The organism is Myceligenerans indicum, assembly GCF_016742955.1.
In the GTDB taxonomy this organism is placed as follows: Bacteria; Actinomycetota; Actinomycetes; order Actinomycetales; family Cellulomonadaceae; genus Myceligenerans; species Myceligenerans indicum.
In genome coordinates this window covers 413,146-432,845 of record NZ_JABBYC010000001.1, presented here as the reverse complement: position 1 = coordinate 432,845, position 19,700 = coordinate 413,146, and the positions used below count along the sequence as shown (strand labels likewise).

Annotated in this window: 19 protein-coding genes; 9 read left to right on the top strand and 10 right to left on the bottom strand. The window is 72.6% G+C overall.

The features are described from left to right. Positions 1-17 precede the first annotated feature (17 nt). Together HGK34_RS01845 and HGK34_RS01840 are read right to left on the bottom strand one after the other, a co-directional pair. Positions 18-1,427 (bottom strand): LCP family protein, encoded by a 1,410-nt coding sequence (locus HGK34_RS01845; protein WP_201844823.1) that lies wholly within the window; start codon positions 1,425-1,427, stop codon positions 18-20. A gap of 115 nt (positions 1,428-1,542) precedes the next feature. Continuing rightward, positions 1,543-2,805 (bottom strand): multidrug effflux MFS transporter, encoded by a 1,263-nt coding sequence (locus tag HGK34_RS01840; protein WP_307815663.1) that lies wholly within the window; start codon positions 2,803-2,805, stop codon positions 1,543-1,545. 202 nt (positions 2,806-3,007) lie between these two features. Here HGK34_RS01840 and HGK34_RS01835 point away from each other — a divergent pair, with 202 nt between their 5' ends. The 3 genes from HGK34_RS01835 (at position 3,008) to HGK34_RS01825 (ending at position 6,185) form a co-directional block, all read left to right on the top strand. Continuing rightward, positions 3,008-3,757, top strand: coding sequence for an SOS response-associated peptidase (locus HGK34_RS01835; RefSeq protein ID WP_201844822.1), 750 nt, complete (start codon positions 3,008-3,010; stop codon positions 3,755-3,757). A gap of 78 nt (positions 3,758-3,835) precedes the next feature. Beyond that, a complete protein-coding gene (locus HGK34_RS01830) occupies positions 3,836-5,542 on the top strand; it encodes a DUF885 domain-containing protein (protein WP_307815661.1) in 1,707 nt (568 codons plus the stop codon). Positions 5,543-5,741: 199 nt separating this feature from the next. After that, on the top strand, positions 5,742-6,185 hold the full coding sequence (locus HGK34_RS01825) for a CBS domain-containing protein (protein ID WP_201844821.1): 444 nt from the start codon (positions 5,742-5,744) through the stop codon (positions 6,183-6,185). Between the two features lie 25 nt (positions 6,186-6,210). On the opposite strand, the gene HGK34_RS01820 is transcribed toward HGK34_RS01825, so the two are convergent. From HGK34_RS01820 to HGK34_RS01805, 4 genes are all read right to left on the bottom strand, one after another. Next, on the bottom strand, positions 6,211-7,233 hold the full coding sequence (locus HGK34_RS01820) for a hypothetical protein (protein ID WP_201844820.1): 1,023 nt from the start codon (positions 7,231-7,233) through the stop codon (positions 6,211-6,213). Further along, complete coding sequence (locus HGK34_RS01815) at positions 7,230-7,472, bottom strand: acyl-CoA carboxylase epsilon subunit (RefSeq protein ID WP_201844819.1); 243 nt, start codon at positions 7,470-7,472, stop codon at positions 7,230-7,232. The genes HGK34_RS01820 and HGK34_RS01815 overlap by 4 nt, the downstream gene beginning before the upstream one ends. Next, entirely contained in the window at positions 7,469-8,050 is a 582-nt protein-coding gene (locus HGK34_RS01810; RefSeq protein ID WP_244666268.1) for a hypothetical protein, read from the bottom strand. Before HGK34_RS01810 ends, HGK34_RS01815 begins: the two co-directional genes overlap by 4 nt. 123 nt (positions 8,051-8,173) lie before the next feature. Further along, a complete protein-coding gene (locus HGK34_RS01805) occupies positions 8,174-9,772 on the bottom strand; it encodes an acyl-CoA carboxylase subunit beta (protein WP_201844818.1) in 1,599 nt (532 codons plus the stop codon). A gap of 125 nt (positions 9,773-9,897) precedes the next feature. Between HGK34_RS01805 and HGK34_RS01800 the strand changes: the two genes are divergently transcribed. Next, positions 9,898-10,749: a biotin--[acetyl-CoA-carboxylase] ligase gene (locus HGK34_RS01800; RefSeq protein WP_201844817.1), complete on the top strand. Its 852-nt coding sequence runs from the start codon at positions 9,898-9,900 to the stop codon at positions 10,747-10,749. A 124-nt stretch (positions 10,750-10,873) separates the two neighbouring features. After that, positions 10,874-12,040 carry an adenylate/guanylate cyclase domain-containing protein gene (locus HGK34_RS01795; protein WP_201844816.1) on the top strand — a complete coding sequence of 389 codons (1,167 nt, stop codon included), beginning with the start codon at positions 10,874-10,876 and terminating at the stop codon, positions 12,038-12,040. An 83-nt stretch (positions 12,041-12,123) separates the two neighbouring features. On the opposite strand, the gene HGK34_RS01790 is transcribed toward HGK34_RS01795, so the two are convergent. Further along, positions 12,124-12,783: a Maf family protein gene (locus tag HGK34_RS01790; RefSeq protein WP_201844815.1), complete on the bottom strand. Its 660-nt coding sequence runs from the start codon at positions 12,781-12,783 to the stop codon at positions 12,124-12,126. Between the two features lie 39 nt (positions 12,784-12,822). Here HGK34_RS01790 and HGK34_RS01785 point away from each other — a divergent pair, with 39 nt between their 5' ends. From HGK34_RS01785 to HGK34_RS01775, 3 genes are all read left to right on the top strand, one after another. After that, complete coding sequence (locus HGK34_RS01785) at positions 12,823-13,560, top strand: crotonase/enoyl-CoA hydratase family protein (protein WP_201844814.1); 738 nt, start codon at positions 12,823-12,825, stop codon at positions 13,558-13,560. A 220-nt stretch (positions 13,561-13,780) separates the two neighbouring features. Next, entirely contained in the window at positions 13,781-15,607 is a 1,827-nt protein-coding gene (locus HGK34_RS01780) for an ATP-binding protein (protein WP_307815658.1), read from the top strand. 79 nt (positions 15,608-15,686) lie between these two features. Further along, positions 15,687-16,148, top strand: coding sequence for a hypothetical protein (locus HGK34_RS01775; protein ID WP_201844813.1), 462 nt, complete (start codon positions 15,687-15,689; stop codon positions 16,146-16,148). 175 nt (positions 16,149-16,323) lie between these two features. Here HGK34_RS01775 and HGK34_RS01770 read toward each other — a convergent pair whose 3' ends face one another. Genes HGK34_RS01770 through HGK34_RS01760 form a run of 3 tightly spaced genes read right to left on the bottom strand, consistent with a single transcriptional unit; the run spans position 16,324 to position 18,754 of the window. Then, on the bottom strand, positions 16,324-17,754 hold the full coding sequence (locus HGK34_RS01770; RefSeq protein WP_307815656.1) for an NAD(P)H-quinone dehydrogenase: 1,431 nt from the start codon (positions 17,752-17,754) through the stop codon (positions 16,324-16,326). 4 nt (positions 17,755-17,758) lie between these two features. After that, a complete protein-coding gene (locus tag HGK34_RS01765; protein ID WP_307815655.1) occupies positions 17,759-18,226 on the bottom strand; it encodes a hypothetical protein in 468 nt (155 codons plus the stop codon). Between the two features lie 9 nt (positions 18,227-18,235). Beyond that, positions 18,236-18,754: an NUDIX domain-containing protein gene (locus tag HGK34_RS01760; protein WP_307815653.1), complete on the bottom strand. Its 519-nt coding sequence runs from the start codon at positions 18,752-18,754 to the stop codon at positions 18,236-18,238. Between the two features lie 99 nt (positions 18,755-18,853). Here HGK34_RS01760 and HGK34_RS01755 point away from each other — a divergent pair, with 99 nt between their 5' ends. Continuing rightward, positions 18,854-19,693: a purine-nucleoside phosphorylase gene (locus tag HGK34_RS01755; protein WP_201844812.1), complete on the top strand. Its 840-nt coding sequence runs from the start codon at positions 18,854-18,856 to the stop codon at positions 19,691-19,693. Positions 19,694-19,700: the final 7 nt, after the last annotated feature.

Sequence of the window (19,700 nt, the reverse complement as noted above, 5' to 3'; positions counted from 1 at the left end):
CCGAGGCCCAGAGGGCGTCAGGAACAGGTGCCGGTCGGCTGGCTCGGCTCCGGATCCGGGGTGGCTTCTCCCCCGGCCTCCGCCTCGTCGGTAGCCGCGGTGTCACCGGTGCCGGCGTCCGCCGAGTCATCCGCGCCGGTTCCTGTGCCGGCGTCGGCACTACCGCCCGCGTCGGCACCGGCGTCGTCGGGCTCGCCGCCCGACGTCGTTCCCTCACCGTCGCCGGAGCCCTGACCGGTGTCCCCGGCCGCGTCCTCGGCTCCCTGAAGGGGCGGAAGGTCGGCGGGAGGCACGTCGTTCGTGAGATCGGACCAGACCTGGTCCGCCTCGGGGGTCCAGGCGACGCGGTTGTCGCCCGGATACCGCGGCCCGTTCGGAATGGTCTCGAAGATGATCCGGTCCTTCTGGATGTCCTTGAGGCTGAACGCGAGTCCCACCAGGTTCTGCGCGTCGGCGAGCTCCGGGTCCGGGTTCACGGAGCCGAGCACGGCCTTGGACAGCTTCAGCATCTTCGCCGGGTTGGCCATCGTGTCCGCGGACAGGATCTGACGCAGCAACGCGTTGATGAACCCCTGCTGCCGCTCGATGCGTTCCAGGTCGCTCTGGGCTGTCCCCTCGACGTGACGCGCGCGCAGGTAGTCGAGCGAGTCGATGCCGCCCAGTGTCTGTTCCCCGGCCGGGAGGTTCACACCCCCGTACTTCTGCGGGGTCACGATCGGGCCCGGCAGGCAGACCCGCACGCCGCCGATGGCGTCGACCACGTCGAGCACGGCGTTCATCTTGACCACGATGTGGTTCGGCATCGGCAGATCGGTGTTGGCCAGGACTGTCGTGATCGTGCAGGCCGCGGCGTAGGTGAGGTCGTCCTCACCCTCCCCCGACAGGCTGCCTGCCGCATCGAACGAACCGTTGAAGATGCCTTCGTCGAAACCCTGCGACATGCCTCCGCCCGGCAGCTCGCAGGACGGGCGGTAGACCATCGAGTCGCGCGGGATCGACACGACGTGGATCCACGACCGGTCCCGGGAGATGTGCACCAGCATGGTGGTGTCGGAGCGCATGCCCGTCTCGTCCGCCCCGCCGGCAACCGCCACGTTCTCCGCGTCGCGAAGGTCGGTGCCCATCACCAGGATGTTCACGGGAACGTCCTTGAACGGGTCGGACGGGTCCTTCACCTCCTTGCTCGCGCCCTGCACGAGCCCGGAGACGTCCGAGACCTCGACCTCCGCCGCCAGCTGGTTCATCACGGTGGCCCCCGCCGCGCCACCGAGCGCGAGGACACCCACGAACGACATCGCGACGATGCGGGGCTTGCGCGACCACCCCTTGCCGGACGAGTGCCGATTGGCCGGCCGGTCCGCCCGACGGGGAAGCCGGTGCGGGGGCAACGAGGCGTGCTGTGCGGACGGCCGGTCGGGCTGAGGCATAGGCTGGAGAATAGCGTCATCACGTTCCACACCTCTTCAGACGCTTGTCAGGAAGAGAAGGTTGTGCGGCATCTCCACATCAGATGCACCTCGGCCCGCAGCGGACCACGACGGATCAGCGCCGCCGGAAGGCGGGCGTCGCCGTGGCCAGCACCACCAGGGCTCCTACCACGGACGCGAACATCACCGAGACCATCGCGACCGAGCCTCCGCCGAGAAACCCGACGAGCGAGCTGACGATTCCCGCCACCGACGACTGGGCGGCACCGATCATCGCCGCCGACGTGCCCGCGATCTCCCCGTGCCGGGACATGGCCAGCGCCGCAGCGTTCGGCTGGATGAGCGGCTGGGTGGCCAGCACGAACCACATCACGCCCAGGAGCCCCGCAAGGCCACCGATCCCGAGCAGCACGACGCCGAGCAGCACCGCCGCCGTCGCCGTCTGCGTCACCACGGCGAACCGCATCAGGCGCATCGGGTCGATCCGGCGTACGAGCGCGGCGTTGACCTGGGCGGCGAGCACGAGGCCGATCCCGTTGGCGGCGAACAGCATCGAGAACTGCCCGTGCGAGAGGCCGAACTCCTGCTGGAACACCACCGGCGAGCTGACCACGTAGCTCATCAGGACGCCGAAGGACAGGCCGGGCAGCACCGCCAGGGCGAGGAACTGCCGGTCCCGCAGCAGAGTGGCGTACCCCGAGAAGGTCCGGCCCGTGCGGGTCGCGGCCCGCTGCCCGGAGTCCCGGGTCTCGGGCATGAACCGCAGCACGATCAGCGCCAGCACCGCGCCCATGGCCGCGAGCAGCACGAACACCCAGCGCCACGACGCGGACGTGAGGATGGCCGAGCCGATGGTCGGGGCGAACATCGGCGCGATGCCGATGACCAGCATGAGCCGGGACAGGACCCGCGCGGCCTCGGCGCCGACGAAGCGGTCACGGACCACTGCCATCGCCGTCGTGCCCGCGGCGGCGTTGAAGAAGCCCTGCATCACCCGCAGGGCGATCAGCCCGCTCATCGTCGGCACGACGACGCACAGCAGGGACGTGACCACGTGCAGCGCCAGGCCGACCAGCAACGGGGTACGGCGACCGAACCGGTCCGAGAGCGGTCCGATGACGAGCTGCCCCAGCCCGCCGCCGACGAGCATCGCGGAGACCGTGAGCTGCGCCATCGCCTCGGACGAGTTGAGGTCCGCGGCGACCTGCGGGATGCCCGGCAGGTACATGTCGGTGGTGAAGGCCGGCAACGCGCAGAGCGAGCCCAGCATCACGACCCAGGCGGCGACGGCCTTCCCCCGGGGGCGTACGGGAACTGCGGGTGCTGGAGGTGCGGTGGTGAGGGCGACGGGACGGGAAGCGAGCTGCGCGGTGGACACAAGTCTCCTGAAGGCACGACGTGAGTGGGTTGCGACGGTGCGAGCGGACGGTTTCCCCAGTCTATCGAATCGATACGAACGTGTCATGGTAATTCCCGTCACGCCGCAGAAGAGGCCGCCGGGAGGCCCCGGGCGGCGCCTCCCGGGCAGCGGGCCCGGGCGGGCCCCGCGGGATGTCGGACACCAGGAGCACACTGAGGGCATGTGCGGAAGGTTTGCGTCGTTCAGGGACGCCCAGGATCTGGCCGACGAGCTCGCGATCGCCGAGCTCGCCGAGGACGCGCGCCTGCTGGAGCCGTCGTGGAACATCGCCCCGACGGATCCGGTCCGGATCGTGGTCGAACGGCCCTCCCGGGACACGGGCGCGGTCACGCGGTCGATGCGTGTCGCCCGCTGGGGCCTCGTCCCCTCCTGGGCCAAGGACCCGGGCATCGGCGCGCGCATGATCAACGCGCGCAGCGAGTCGCTGACGGACAAGCCCGCGTTCGCCAGGCCGTTCGCCACGCGCCGCTGCCTCGTGGTCGCGAACGGGTACTACGAGTGGCGCAAGCTGGCCGGTGGCGGCAGAGGCGCGAAGCAGGCCTACTGGATCCATCCGGCCGAGGGCCGCACAGCGGCCTTCGCGGGCCTGTACGAGTTCTGGCGCGACCCGGCCCGGGCGGGCGACGATCCAGGCCGCTGGCTCGTCACGGCCACGGTGATCACCCGGGCCGCCGCCGGGAAGCTCGAACTGATCCACGACCGCACCCCGGCCGTCCTGCCCCCGGACGCCTGGGACCCCTGGCTCGACCCGGGCACCGGCGTGCAGGAGGCCGGCGCGCTCCTGCGAGCGCCGGGCATGCCGCTGACGACCGCCCCGGTGGGCGCCGCGGTCGGCTCGGTCCGTAACGACGGTCCCGGCCTGATCGAGCCGGACCCGCTGCCCCTGGACCCGGAACCGGTCCTGCTGTGACCTCGCCGGAGCCCCACCACGGGCCGCCTGGAAAAAACGGCGGGCTCCCGTGAGCGGGACGGCAGTACGCTCGCGAGCGTGACCACACCCTCCATCACACGAACCCCGACCGCCACGGACGCCATCGCCGACGCTCACGTGCGGCGACTGACCGAGCACAGCCCGATGACAGCCACCGAGATCGGCCTGCCCGGACAGGACCATCTCATGGACACGCTCGACCCCGAGTACCACGACGCGTCGGCGGCGCTGAACCGTGCCACGCTCGAGGCCCTCGACACGGCGGATCCCGTGGACGACGTCGACCGCGTGACCCTCGCGGCGATGCGCGAGCGCCTCGGCCTGGAGCTCGAGCTGCATGAGGCCGGTGAGGACCTGGCCGCCCTGAACAACATCGCCTCGCCGGTGCAGTACCTGCGAGACATCTTCGACATGATGCCGACCGGTACCACCGAGGCGTGGGAGAACATCTCCGGCCGTCTCGGCGCGCTGCCGGCCGCCGTCGAGGGCTACACCGAATCCCTCCGCCTCGCGGCCTCCCGCGGCAACGTCGCCGCGATCCGGCAGGTCCGCGAGTGCGTCACCCAGGCCCGCGAGCTGGCGGGCGACGGGTCGTTCTTCACCTCGTTCGTGCGCGGCAAGGAGGCGGACTCGGTGCTGGACGACTCGGCGTCGTGCAGCCTGCTGCGCCGCGAGCTGGAGCTGAACGCCACGGGCGCCCGGGAGGCCTACTCGCGCCTCGCGGACTTCCTCGAGTCGGAGCTCGCGCCGCAGGCGCCGGAGGCCGACGCCGTGGGCCGGGACCGGTACGCGCTGTTCAGCCGCACGTTCCTGGGTGCCACGGTCGACCTCGAGGAGACCTACGAGTGGGGCGTCGAGGAGCTCGCCCGCGTGGTGGCCGAGCAGGAGGCGGTGGCACGCGAGATCGCCGGCCCCGGCGCGAGCGTCGAGGACGCGGTGCGTGTGCTCGACGAGGACCCGGCCCGGAAGCTCGCCGGGACGGACGCGCTGAAGGCGTGGATGCAGGAGACGTCGGACGCCGCCGTCCGGGACCTGAACGGCATCCACTTCGACATCCCCGAACCGGTGCTGAACCTGGAGTGCCGGATCGCTCCCACGCAGACCGGGGGCATCTACTACACCCCGCCGAGCGACGACTTCTCCCGGCCGGGCCGCATGTGGTGGTCCGTGCCGCCGGAGGTCACCGAGTTCAACACGTGGCGCGAGAAGACGACCGTCTACCACGAGGGCGTCCCGGGCCATCACCTGCAGTGCTCCCAGGCGGTGTACGCGCGCGACACGCTCAACTCGTGGCGCCGTCTGGCCTGCTGGGTCTCGGGGCACGGTGAGGGCTGGGCGCTGTACGCGGAGCGCCTCATGGCCGATCTGGGCCACCTGGACGACCCGGGCGACCGGCTCGGCATGCTCGACGGCCAGCGCCTGCGCGCCGCCCGCGTCGTCTTCGACATCGGCATGCACCTCGGGCTGAAGGCTCCGGCCGCCTGGGGCGGGAACACGTGGGACGCCGCCACGGCGTGGGAGTTCCTCAAGGCGAACGTCAACATGCCCGAGGAGTTCGTCCGCTTCGAGTACCACCGTTACCTGGGCTGGCCGGGGCAGGCCCCGTCGTACAAGGTGGGTCAGCGTCTGTGGGAGCAGACGCGGGACGAGGCGAAGGCCGCCGCGGCCGCGAAGGGCGAGCAGTTCGACGCCAAGGCGTTCCACGCCCGTGCGCTGAATCTGGGATCGGTGGGTCTGGACGTGCTCCGCGAGGCGCTGGCCTGACGCGGCCGCGCGGATGAGGTGCCGGTGGCGGGTGGATCGTGTCCTCGCACCCGGTGCCCGTTCCCGGTGATCGTGAACGGGTGCGCACCCGAGGACCGCGTGCGCATCCACTACCTGAATCGCGGTCGGTGCCGTACGGTCGGGGAGGGAGCCCACAACGACGCGGGCTCCTGGCAGCCATGCGACGGAGGTGCTTCCCATGCGGGTGACAGAGGCATTGCGGCGTAAGAGCAGCACGGTGGTCACCATCTCGGGTGACCGGAGTGTGCGCGACCTGCTCGCTCTCCTCGGGGAGCACCAGATCGGCGCCGTCGTGGTCTCCGACGACGACGCCCGGGTGGACGGCATCGTCAGCGAGCGCGACGTGGTTCGTCACCTGCATTCGGGCGGGGACGCCATCCTGGACGGCCCGGTGGCGGACATCATGACCTCCGAGGTGCACACGTGTGGGCCCGAGGCCACTCTCGACGAGCTGATGCCGTTGATGACCGAGCATCGTGTCCGGCACGTTCCCGTCGTCGTGGACGCCCGGCTGGTCGGCATCGTGAGCATCGGCGACGTGGTCAAGCACAGGATCTCCGAGATGCAGGCCGAGCGCGACCAGCTGACGGACTACATCACCGGCGGACGCATGCAGACGTGACCCGGCGCCGCGGCGCGGCCGGGGTTCAGGCGCCCCGGGCCTCCGGCTGCCGTACGGCCTCCCGCGCGGCCGCGGAGAGGTCGACCAGCTGTGTGGCGTCCTTGCGAACCTGCTCGGGGACGCTCGGTGCCCACCAGCTGTCGGGCACCGCCTTGACCTCGACGTCCACCCCGCGTCGGCCGAGGATGGAGGTGAGCAGCACGGTCGACGTCGTCGGCAGGCTGAACACCCGCTGCCCTTCGCGCATACCGGACAGCCGCAGTTCCAGCACCGAGCCCGGGTCGGCGATGGTCACCCCGGGCGTGGTCCGCAGGACCCTCTGGACGAGCGGCTCCTCGCGCCGGTAGGGCACGTACAGCAGCGGCCCCTCCGCGGCCAGGGACAGCACCCAGGAGAGGTAGCTGTCGGCGTCCACGAAGCCGGCGCCCACCAGGCCCGACCCCACGACGACGGTGGGCTCGGCGGGTGCTGCCTCCAGCGGCTGGGAGGTGAACCAGCCGAAGTCGTTCTGCTCCACGCGCACCCCGGCCTCCGCCAGCCGGCCGAGCGCGTCGCCGCCCAGCCCGAGTGCGGTGAACAGTGTCAGGCCGCCGCGTCGGGCGAGGGCGCGCAGGCGCTCGGCCGTCGCACGGCCGAGCGCACGGCGCGCGGCGCCCGCGGGCACGCCGGAACGCACGAACCCTGCCGAGGGCGAGGTGAGGATGCGGTCGAGGTCGAGGGCGGCGAGCCCGTCGTCGACCAGGGTGATCGACGACACCGGCCGGGTCAGGAGCGCGGTCTGCACGAGTCCGGAGAACGCCTCCCCGACGATCCGGTGCCGGTCCAGGGACCACATGGCGTGCCGGACCGGGCGCACGTCCATCGTGAGGCCGGGCGGCAGCGTCGCGCGGGCGAGCGCGTCACGTGCCTGGGCGAGCGTGGGGACGTCGTCGCGCACGTGCACCCGGGTGGTGTCCCCGCCGAGACCTGCGGCGTGTGCCTCGATGGTGCACAGCAGTTGCAGGGGTGACTCGACGAGTGCGCCGACGACACGCGCCCGTGCCCTCACGAGCGCAGGCTCCAGCGCCAGGCGTCGGCGTTGTGGCGGCCCGACCGGCCGCCGAAGTTCTGCGCGGTGGCGGCGCCGGTGCCTCGTAGCGTGCGCGACCGGTTGGTCCACTCGTCGATGGGGGCGGCGTCGTCCGGCTCGACGGCGGCCGTCACGGCCGCGAGCCCCGCCACGAGCGCGGCGACCTCGACGTCGTCCGGCCGGCCTCGTACGACCCGTACCTGCGGTTGCGAACTCATCGTCCGTCCTCCCTGAAGTCGTCGTCCTGGCCGGGATCGTCGTCGTCGGCCTCCTCGTACGGGTCCTCACCGAGGGATCCGTCGTCGAACCCGGCCGGCGCGCCGCGCGACGAGATCCACTCCAGGACCTCGTAGCCGCCGTCGGACAGGCGTTCCGCCACGTCCTCGCCGGCCCCGTCGATCAGGCTGAGCACGCCGTCCAGGGAGGCGTCGTTGCCGCGCGCGGCAACGAGGAAGCTCAGGTAGAACGACTCGGCCCGCTGCACGACGGGCTGGTCCTCGTCGTGGGGAGCGCCCGCGCCGGGCTCCCAGATCGAGGTCGTCAGGTCAGGGTGCATGCCCAGGGCACCGTGCAGGGCGTCGAAGAGGTCGGCGTTGCGTTGCCCGACCTGTTCCTCGAGCACGTGCACGCGCGGGTCCTCGTCGGCCTCGGCGGCGCCGAACTCCGCGCGCACGCCGACAGCGGTCCGGACGTAGTCGTGCAGGGTCGCTGCGAGCGTGTCCACCGCGCGGTGCAGCGGTTCGGGATCCACGCCACCCAGCGGTGCCGGGCCGTGCGTGGCGTCCTCATGGCTCATGGGGTTCCTCCGGTGGGGCCGGCCGGGGACGGGGCCGTGAGAGGCCAAGCGTAGTGCGCTCGCCTGGGTGCCCCCGTCAGCGGCCGTTCACCGCCCTCGTCGCGGTCTGCGTGGCGAGGCGCCTCACAACGGGATGTTGCCGTGCTTCTTCGGCGGCAGGCTGGCGCGCTTGGTGCGCAGCGCGCGCAGCGCCCGGACCACCTGGACCCGAGTCTCCGACGGCCGGATCACGGCGTCGACGTACCCGCGCTCGGCGGCGTCCCACGGGTTCACGATGGTCTCCTCGTACTCCGCGGTCAGCCGCGCACGCTCGGCCTCGACGTCGCCCCCGTCGTCGGCGACCTTCTTCAGCGCGCCGCGCTGCAGGATGTTGACCGCCCCGCCCGCGCCCATCACGGCCACCTGGGCGGTGGGCCAGGCCAGGTTGACGTCCGCGCCGAGCTGCTTGGAGCCCATGACGATGTAGGCGCCGCCGTAGGCCTTGCGGGTGATGACCGTGATCAGCGGGACGGTCGCCTCGGCGTAGGCGTAGATCAGCTTCGCGCCGCGGCGGATGATGCCCTGGTGCTCCTGGCCCACGCCCGGCAGGAAGCCGGGCACGTCGACGAACGTCAGCACGGGCACGTTGAAAGCGTCGCAGGTGCGCACGAACCTCGCGGCCTTCTCCGCCGCGTCGATGTCGAGCGTGCCCGCCATGGACAGCGGCTGGTTCGCGATGACGCCCACCGCCTGGCCCTCCACATGGCCGAAGCCCGTGAGCACGTTGGCCGCGAACATCGGCTGGACCTCCAGGAACGACTCCGGGTCCAGCACCGCCTCGACGGCGTCGCGCATGTCGTAGGGCTGGTTGTCCGAGTCGGGGATGAGCCGGTCCAGCGCCTCGTCGTCGGCGGTGACCTCGAGCGGGGTGTCGTCGGCCGGGAACGCCGGGGCGTCGCCCAGGTTGTTCTGCGGCAGGTAGCCCAGCAGGTGGCGCACGTAGTCGAGCGCGTCGTCCTCGTCGTGGGCCATGTAGTGCGCGACGCCCGACGTCGCGTTGTGCGTCCGCGCCCCGCCCAGCGTCTCGAAGTCGACGTCCTCGCCGGTCACCGAGCGGATCACGTCCGGCCCGGTGATGAACATGTTGGACGTGCCGTCCGCCATGACGATGAAGTCGGTCAGCGCCGGGGAGTAGACGGCGCCGCCCGCACTCGGCCCGAGGATCAGGGAGATCTGGGGCACCACGCCCGAGGCCGCCACGTTGCGACGGAACATCTCGGCGAACTGCGTCAGGGCCGCCACGCCCTCCTGGATGCGCGCGCCGCCGCCGTCGCTGATCCCGATGATCGGCACGCCGGTGCGCAGCGCCAGGTCCTGCACCTTGGTGATCTTCTCGCCGTGCACCTCGCCGAGGCTGCCGCCGAACACGGTGAAGTCCTGCGCGTAGACACACACCTGGCGGCCGTCGATCGTGCCGTACCCGGTCACGACGCCGTCGCCGGGGATCCGCTTCCGGTCCAGGCCGAAGTTGCGGCTGCGGTGCGTCGCCAGGGCATCGAGCTCGACGAAGCTGTCCTCGTCCAGCAGTTCGGTGATGCGCTCGCGCGCCGTCTTCTTGCCGCGTTTGTGCTGCTTGGCCTGCGCGGTCACCTCCGGATCGGTGACGGCGGCCGCGCGGCGAGCCTCGAGGTCGTCAAGCTTGGCCTGGGTACCCGCGGGAGCGGTGGTCGTGGCGTCGTTCACACCGCGAGCCTAGTTGGAACATTCGGCCAACTCGATGGCAACGTCGTCAGCGTGCGGGCGGCGAGCCTTGTGCGATTCCTACAGGCGAGCGGCAGGGACACCCTCCCGCGGGGCAAGATGGAGCCATGCGCGCACCGCTTCGTCCATCAGAGCTGGACGGCCCCGGCTTCCATCGGGTCACCGTGGTCGAGGAGTCGGAGTCGACCAACAGCGAGCTCGTCGCCGCCGTGCGGGCCGAGCCCGATGCGTGGCCGGCGCCGTCCGCACTCGTCGCCGAGCACCAGACCGCGGGCCGCGGGCGCGTCGGCCGCTCCTGGGCCACCCCGCCACGGGCCTCCCTGACGGTCTCCGTGCTGCTGCGCCCGGCGGTCCCGCCGGAGCGGCTCGGCTGGCTTCCCCTCATCGCGGGCACCGCCGTGGTCCGCGCCGTCGCCCGCACCCTGTCCCGGCACGGCGGCGATCCCGTCCAGCTCGCCGTGAAGTGGCCGAACGACGTCCTGGTCAGGGCCACGACCCCCGTTGCAGGGCTCGGCGGCTACCGCAAGGTCGCGGGGATCCTGGCCGAGGTCGTGCCGGAGGGGACGGCCGGCACCGATGCGGCGGTCGTGCTCGGTATCGGGCTCAACGTCTCCCAGACACAGGATGAGCTGCCCGTGGAGACCGCCTCCTCGCTGGCGCTGGCAGGGCACCCGGACCTCGACAGGACCGCGCTCCTGACCGCACTCCTGGGAGAGGTCGCGGACGCCGTCGAACGGTGGGAACAGGCGGACGGCGACCCGGTGGCGTCGGGGCTGGCCGACGAGTGCGCCGCGGTCTCCGCGACACTCGGCACCCGCGTCCGCGCACAGCTGGCGGGAGGCGCGGGCGCCGTCGAGGGCGAGGCCCTGCGGCTCGACGCCACGGGCGCGCTGGTGATCCGCACCGACGCCGGCCACGAGCGGACCGTCTCGGCCGGGGACGTCCACCACCTGCGGTAGGCACCGGCCCCGGCACACACCCCTCGTGGGTCAGGCCCCCGTGGGCACCGGCCCCGTAGGCACCGGCCCTGTCCCGGCATGGGCACCTTGGCGGTCTCCCAGGCGGCACGCATAGGCTTGCGTCGTGCTTCGCCACAGCGACCAGAACGAGCCCGACCCCGACGGCGGCGCCCGACAGGCATCCCCGCCCGAGCGGGAAGCCGCGGACGACCGCTCCGACGCCGCCACCCCGGCCGCGCCCGAGCACGGCGACTCCCACGCGCTCGGGTCGGACACGGCGACGCGACTCGACGAGGAGATCCTGGGCGGCCCGCGCCGGTACACGTTCCCGGAGATCGTCGAACGCACCGGGCTGGACCGGAAGCGGATCGAGGACTTCTGGCGCTGGCTGGGGCTGCCCGTCACCCACCCGACCGACCCCTGGTTCACGGCGTCCGACGTCACCGCGCTGCGGGAGATCGACGAGGTCTTCGAGGAACAGGAGATGGACGCCCGGGCACGGATGGCGTTCGTCCGCGCGATGGGGCACACCACCGAACGTCTCGCGCTGTGGCAGGTGGAGGCGCTTGTGGAGCACCTCGCGCGGCGCTACGACCTGGACGAGACGTCCGCCCGGCTGCTCGCGCTGGACCGGCTGCCCGACCTCGCCGGCGTCCTGGGACGCCAGCTCGAGCACGCCTGGCGGCGCCAGCTCGCCGCACTGACGGGCCGGATGGCGATCGAGTTCGCCGGCGCCCGCGACGAGGCGGACCATGACGCCCACCAGCTCCCGCTCCCCCGCGCCGTGGGGTTCGCCGACGTCGTCTCCTTCACGAAGCGGACGGCCGGGCTGGAGTCGGCGGAGCTGGCCGACTTCGTGCAGCGCTTCGAGGCCGGCGCCCGCGACATCATCACGAACTGCGGCGGCCGCGTCGTCAAGACCATCGGCGACGCCATCCTCTTCGTCGCCGACGACGCCGAGACCGGGGCGCGCGTCGCCCTCAACCTCGCGGAGGCGACGGGCGAGTCGCTCGGCACGGCGAAGCCGGACGAGCCCGAGATCCCGGTGCGCGTCGGGTTCGTGTGGGGGCGCGTGCTGTCCCGCTTCGGCGACGTGTTCGGCCCGTCGGTGAACCTGGCGTCCCGGCTGACCGACCAGGCCGAACCGTCCACCGTGCTCGTGGACAGGGCCACCGCGGACATGCTCGCGGCCTCGTCGTCCCAGTACGCCCTGACCAAGCAGCCGGAACGGGACGTCCCGGGGATCGGCCCCCTGGCCCCGGTCCGCCTCCAGCGCGCCTACACCGGCTGATCCGCCGCCCGGCCGCGGGAGCGGGAGCCCGGCCGGAACGTCGCGGCGGGAACCTCTCGACCGGAACCTCTCGGGCCGGGCCCTCAGGCTGATCCCGGGGTGCGCAGCGCGTGCCAGGGAACCCCGATCTCGTGCAGCAGGCCCCGCAGCAGCGGAAGACTGATCCCCACCACCCCGTGGTGGTCACCCTCGACCCGGTCGATGTAGGGCCCGCCCAGCCCGTCGATCGTGAACGCACCCGCCACCTGCAGCGGCTCGCCGGTGGCGACGTAGGCGTCGATCTCGTCGTCGTCCATCTCGCCGAACCAGACGGTGGTGGAACTGGTCGCGCCGACCGTGGCCCCGGTCCCCCCGGCGTCCGCGTCGCGCAGGTCGACGAGCCAGTGACCGGAGTGCAGGACGCCCTTGCCACCGCGCATCGCACGCCAGCGCTCGCGGGCGGCCTCCGGCCCGGCGGGCTTGCCCACCGCCTCGCCCGCGATCTCCAGCATGGAGTCACAGCCGACGACGATCCCGCCCGCCCCCTCACCGGCGCCGCCGACGCGACGCGCGACGTCCTCCGCCTTCGCCTGGGCCAGGAGCAGGACGGCGTCGTCGGGACCGAGCAGGACGGCGCGCTCCCGGGCCTCGGCGAGCACCGCGTCCTCGTCCACGCCCGAGACCATCACCACCGGCTCCACCCCGGCCGAACGCAGCGTCGCGAGGCGGGCGGGGGACCGGGAGGCGAGCACGAGTCGGAGCACGTGCGCCAGGCTACCCGCGTCACCTCCTAGGCTTCGTGCATGTCGCACATCGCCTGCACCGTGGACGACGACGCCGTCGCGCACGTCCGCCTCGATCGACCCGCCAAGCTGAACGCGCTGACGCTCGACATGCTCCGCGACCTGGCCGCGACCGCGCGGCGCCTGCGCCGCGAGCCGGGGCTGCGGGCCGTGATCCTGGCCGGCGAGGGCCGTTCCTTCGGCGCGGGGCTCGACCTGGCCGCCGCGGCGCGCAACCCCGCCGGGATCGCGCGCGCGTTCGTGCCCACCTGGCGCGGCACCAACCGCTTCCAGGAGGCCTGCTGGGCGTGGCGCCGGCTGCCCGTCCCGGTGATCGCGGCCGTCCACGGGCACGTCCTCGGCGGGGCCCTGCAGCTCGCTCTCGGCGCCGACCTGCGGATCACCACCCCCGACGCCCGCTGGTGCGTGATGGAGGTCGCTCGCGGCCTGGTCCCGGACATGTCAGGCATCCAGGCGCTCTCCGAGCTCACCGGGCTGGAGACCGCCAAGCGGCTGACCCTCACCGCCGAGGAGTTCTCCGGCACCGAGGCCGTCGCGTACGGACTGGCCGGCATGGCCGCGAACGACCCGCTGGAGGAGGCACGGACGCTCGCCGCCGGCATCGCCGGGCGGCGGCCGGAAGCCGTCCGGGGTGCGAAGCGCCTCCTGGACCGCACCTGGCACCGCGGGCCGCGGCGCACCTTCGCCGCCGAGCGCCGCGCCCAGCTCCGCCTGCTCCCCGGCGCGATGCGCCGCTGAGAGCCCCGCCCGGCAGCCTCCTCCGAGCGAGCCATGGCACGAAGCCCGCCGCGGGGAACCTGTCGACACCGGTAGGCTCCGGCTTGTCAGAACCCGCGCAATCCCGGGGCTACCGGTGCCGGTCGCCCCGCCACCCATGGTGGATTCCTCCAAACGCACTCCAGGCTCGTTGGCGAAGTTTCCACACGTGCCGCGACGCTCTCTCGCGTTACGGTGAGCCGTGCCCAGTTCACGTTTGCCCAGCGCCAGCATCTCCAAGGTGCTCATCGCCAACCGCGGTGAGATCGCCGTCCGCGTCGCCCGCGCGTGCGCAGACGCCGGGATCGCGTCCGTCGCCGTCTACGCGGACCCGGACCGGGACGCGATGCACGTCCACGTCGCCGACGAGGCGTTCGCGCTCGGCGGCTCCACCGCCGCCGAGACCTACCTCGACATCGCCAAGCTGATCGACGTCGTCCTGCGCTCCGGGGCCGACGCCGTCCACCCCGGCTACGGGTTCCTGTCGGAGAACGCCGAGTTCGCCCAGGCGGTGATGGACGCCGGCGTGGTCTGGATCGGCCCGCCGCCGTCGGCCATCGAGTCGCTGGGCGACAAGGTGAGCGCGCGCCACATCGCGCAGCGTGCCGGCGCTCCCCTGGTCCCGGGAACTCCGGATCCGGTGGCCGACGCCTCCGAGGTGCGCGCCTTCGCCGAGGAGCACGGTCTGCCCATCGCCATCAAGGCGGCCTTCGGCGGCGGCGGGCGTGGCCTGAAGGTCGCCCGCACGCACGAAGAGATCGACGAGCTGTTCGACTCGGCCGTCCGCGAGGCGACCGCCGCCTTCGGCCGCGGGGAGTGCTTCGTGGAGCGCTACCTGGACAAGCCGCGGCACGTGGAGACGCAGTGCCTCGCGGACGCGCACGGCAACGTCGTGGTGGTCTCGACGCGCGACTGCTCGTTGCAGCGCCGGCACCAGAAGCTGGTCGAGGAGGCGCCCGCGCCGTTCCTCACGTCCGCGCAGACGACGGCCCTCTACGAGGCCTCCGAGGCGATCCTCCGCGAGGCCGGCTACGTCGGTGCCGGCACCTGTGAGTTCCTCGTGGGGGTCGACGGCACCATCTCCTTCCTCGAGGTCAACACCCGCCTTCAGGTGGAGCACCCGGTGACCGAGGAGGTCACCGGCATCGACCTGGTCCGGGAGCAGTTCCGCATCGCCGCCGGCGAGAAGCTCGGCTACGGTTCCCCCGAGGTGCGCGGGCACTCCTTCGAGTTCCGCATCAACGGTGAAGACCCGGCCGCGGGCTTCATGCCGGCGCCCGGCAAGCTGGACAAGATCGTCTGGCCGTCCGGCCCGGGAGTGCGCGTCGACACGGGTGTCGTCGAGGGCGACGCGGTGTCCGGCAACTTCGACTCGATGGTCGCGAAGCTCGTCGTCACCGGCGCCACGCGCACCCAGGCGGTGGAGCGTGCCCGCCGTGCCCTGCGCGAGCTGCGGATCGAGGGCATCCCCACGGTCGTCCCGTTCCACCGTGCGGTGCTGGAGGCGCCGGCCTTCGTCCCGGAACTCTCCGGGGACGGCGAGTCGGCAGGTCACGCGTTCGCCGTGCACACCCGCTGGATCGAGACGGAGTTCGCGGAGACGGTCAAGGGTCTCGGCTCCGCTCCCGCCACGGTTCCGGCGCCGGAGGCCCAGCCGGAGGAACTCGCCGAGCGGGTCGTCGTGGAGGTCGGCGGACGCCGCCTCGAGGTGGTGCTCCCGGTCGGCCTCGGCGTGGCCGCGGGCAAGGCACGTTCCGCCAACGCCGCGCGGCGACCGGGCCGGCGTTCCTCCGGCGCGAGGTCCGCGGCGACGGGCAACACGCTCTCCTCCCCGATGCAGGGCACGATCGTGAAGGTGGCCGTGACCGAGGGCGATCAGGTGGCGGAGGGTGATCTCGTGGTCGTGCTGGAGGCCATGAAGATGGAGCAGCCGCTGGTCGCGCACCGTTCGGGAGTCGTGACGGCCTTGGTGGCGGAGCCGGGGGCCGGCGTCACCGCGGGCGCGGCGATCTGCGAGATCGCCGACTGAGACCACCGCGGCGGGCAGGGCGCGAAATACCGGCCTGATCTGGTTCTTCGCACCCTGTCCGGTCCGCTAGGGTTTGCCCGTGACTGAAGCACTCACCCTCACGCCCGAAGAGGCCATCGCCCTTGTCCGTCCCGGCTCCGGCCTGCCGTCGTTCGTCAGCGGCGTGTCGGTCGAGGACGGAACGGTGTCCGCGCACGCCGACCTGCGCCGTCTCGTCAACGCCCCCACCGCCGTCAAGGCAGCCGCCAAGGTGGTCCCGACGCTGAATGCGTCCGCCCAGGTCAAGGACGTCACCGATGGTGTCGCCACGTTCGACCTCAAGGCGGACGCCGCCGGCCTCCCCGTCAGCAAGCTGCTCGGTCTGGCGCAGCCGGTCGTCAAGGGCCTGCTCCAGGACAAGGGCCTGCCCACCGACGTCGTCGCGCTGGGAGCCGGCACGTTCTCGGTCAACCTCGCCACGGTCCTGTCGGGCCGCGTCAAGGACGTCACGGGCGTGCGCCTGTCGGACGGCAAGATCATCGTCGAGGGCACCCCGGCCTGACGGCAGGCAGCCCCTCGGCACCACGACGATGCCGGGGCGGAACGTCATCCCGGTGGCGTTCCGCCCCGGCATCGTCGTACGCGGGCCGGCATACGCGGCCAGAAGGCATGGTGGCCCCGGAGAACGGGAGGCCAGGTCCCGCGCACCGGGCCCGTCAGGTCCGGGCGTCTGGTCCTCAGCGCTCCTGGACGCGGGCGTCCAGGACCCGCGCCGCCTCCGCCGTCGTGCCGCTCAGGGACGGGTAGACCGTGAACGACGCGGCGACGTCGTCCACGGTGAGCCGGTGCTGGACGGCGAGCGTGATCGGGAAGATGTGCTCGCCCGCGCGCGGGGAGACGACCACCCCGCCCAGCACGACCCCGGCCTCCGGGTGGGCGAACAGCTTCACGAAGCCGTCGCGGACGCCGAGCATCTTGGCGCGCGGGTTGCGGGCCAGCGGGAGTGTCGTCGTGATGAAGCGCGACCCCTGCTTCTTCAGGGCCTCCTCGCTGTACCCCACCGTGGCGATCTCCGGGGCGGTGAAGATGTTGGAGGCGACCGTGCCCAGCCGCAGCGGGGCCACGGCGTCGCCCAGGGCGTGCTGCATCGCGATCCGGCCCTGCATCGCCGCGACGGACGCCAGGGGAAGCACCCCGGTGCAGTCACCCGCGGCGTACACGCCGCGCACCGAGGTGCGCGACACCTTGTCCACCTCGATGTGGCCGCTCCCGCTCAGGACGACCCCGGCCTCCTCCAGCCCCAGGTCCGCGGTGTTCGGCACGCCGCCGACCGCGATGAGCACGTGGGAGCCGTGCACCACGCGGCCGTCCGACAACGTCACGGCGACGCCGTCGTCCGTCCGCTCCGCCGCCTCGGCACGCGTGCGGCTCAGGACCGTCATGCCGCGCGAGCGGAACACGCCCTCCAGCAGTTCGGCCGCGTCCTCGTCCTCACCCGGCAGCACGCGGTCGCGCGAGGAGACGAGCACGACGTCCGCGCCGAGCGCGTTGTACGCGCCCGCGAACTCCGCGCCCGTGACGCCGGAGCCCACCACGATGAGCTTCTCGGGCAGCTCGTCCAGGTTGTACATCTGGGTCCAGTTGAGGATCCGCTCACCGTCGGGGACCGCGGTGGGCAGGACGCGTGGCGTGGCGCCGACGGCCAGCAGCACCGTGTCCGCCTCCAGCACCCGCGCCTCGCCGCCGTCGGCGGGGTCGACGACGACGCGCGTGGGGCCGTCGAGCCGTCCCGTGCCGTTCACGACCTCGATTCCCTCACGCACGAGCCGGCCGCGGATGTCGGCGCTCTGCGCCTCCGCGAGCTCCAGCACCCGCTTGTTGACGGCCTGCAGGTCGACGCTCAGGTCGCGCTTGGCGGCGTCGTCCGTCAGCCGGATACCGAGCTCCGGGGCTCGTTCCGCGATCGTCATCCACTCCGCGGTGGCGATGAGCGTCTTGGAGGGGACGACGTCGGTCAGTACCGCGGCCCCACCCAGCCCCTGCCGCTCGACGACGGTGACACGCGCGCCCAGGCTGCCGGCGACCAGCGCCGCCTCGTAGCCTCCCGGACCACCCCCCACGACGACGACGTGGACAGGCTCGCGTGCTGATGAGGCTGGGATGGTCACGGGTTCAGCCTACCGAGCCGTCCAGCACGATCTCGCCGTCGGCCAGGTGCAGATTCGTCACGGTGAGCCCGGGAAGCTTGGCCTCCAGGAGGGTCTCGACGTCGACCGCGATCCGGGCGTCGTGCTGGATGTCGACGACGCCGGGCGGCAGGTCCTGCTTGGCGAGCGCCTGCTCGATGGGCGCAGCGGCCAGGGACAGCAGCTTGTGCGCCGGGAGCCCGGCCGCGTTCGCCTCGACCTCCAGCGTGGCGACGCCGGAGGCGAACCCGACCACCCGCACGTCGGCCCGCACGATCGGAGCGATACGGACCGCCAGCTTGAGCGGGCCGGGCAGCGCGTCCAGGCGGCGCAGGTCGGCGACGACACGGATCACCTCACCGTCGCCGCTCACGGAGCTGATCATGGGTGGAACGGGCTGGCCTGCGACCTTGACCAGGCCCAGGACCTCGGCGGGTGTGATGCGGATGTGCACGGAGCGACCCTATCCCGCCGGCGCGGACGGGGGCAGGAGGCGCAGGAGCTCCGGAAGCGCGGCGGCGAACGGCGGCAGCAGGTCGAGGTCGTCGAGCTCGCCGAGCCCCACCCAGCGGACGGCGAGGCTCTCCGCGTCCGCGGCCCGTGGAACGACGTCGGCACCGGCACGGACCTCGGCGACCACCGTCGTGTAGCTCCAGCGGGGATGCCTCAGGACGTGGGTGCCGACCACCTCCACGCTGCCCGGATCGACGGCGGCCTCCTCCATGGCCTCACGGAGCGCGCCGTCGCCCGCGCTCTCTCCGGGTGCGAGCGCACCTCCCGGGATGCCCCAGGTGCCGCCCATGTGAGACCACGGAGCCCGGTGCTGGAGCACCAGCTGCGCGGGAGCACCGTCCGTCCCGCGCCTGACGAGAAGCAGCCCTGCCGCCCCGAAGAGGCCCCAGTGCTGGTGATCGCCGCACTCGACCCAGGCGTCCCCGTCATGGCGGTGCAGTCCGGGCGGAGGCTTCAGCGATTCGGTCACGTCCGCCAGTCTGACAGAGATGCCTCGTCGGCGGGCATCGGTGACGGATACCTCCGACCGGCGGTGGCCTCGGATGTCACCGCCCGTTAATCTCGGATCATGAGCACCACCCCGGACCTCGACGATCCCACCACCGACCCGTTCGACGTAGCCTCCGCCGCGGCCGAGCACATCGCCGCCAAGTCCGGCGTCGCCGGCCACGACATCGCGCTGGTGCTCGGGTCCGGATGGGGCGGCGCCGCCGAGCTGATCGGCGACGTCGTCGCGGAGATGCCCACCGCCGAGATCCCGGGCTTCCTCAAGCCGGCCGTCGAGGGCCACCGCTCCACCACCCGCTCGATCCGCGTGGAGCGCCCCGACGGGTCGGTGCGGCACGCACTGGTCCTGGGCTCGCGGACGCACCTGTACGAGGGCATGGGCGTGCGCCGCGTGGTGCACGGGGTGCGCACCGCGGCCGCGGCGGGCGCGGAGACGCTGATCCTCACCAACGGCTGCGGGAGCACGCACATCGGCTGGCGGCCCGGGCAGCCCGTGCTCATCAAGGATCATCTGAACCTCACGGCCAGGACCCCGCTCGAGGGTGCGGCCTTCGCCGACATGACCGACGTCTACACGCCAGGCCTGCGCGAGCTCGCCCGCAGCGTGGACCCGGAGCTCCCCGAGGGCGTCTACGCCCAGTTCCACGGCCCGCAGTACGAGACCCCCGCCGAGGTCAAGATGGCCCACCTGCTCGGGGCGGACCTCGTGGGCATGTCCACGGCCCTGGAGGCCGTGGCGGCCCGGCACTGCCGCATGGACGTCCTGGGGATCTCCCTGGTCACGAACCTGGCGGCCGGCATCAGCCCGGAGCCGCTGTCCCACGAAGAGGTCCTGGAGGCGGGCAAGCAGGCCGGCCCGCGGATCAGCGACCTGCTCGCCCGCATCGTCGCCAAGATCTGACCCTGAC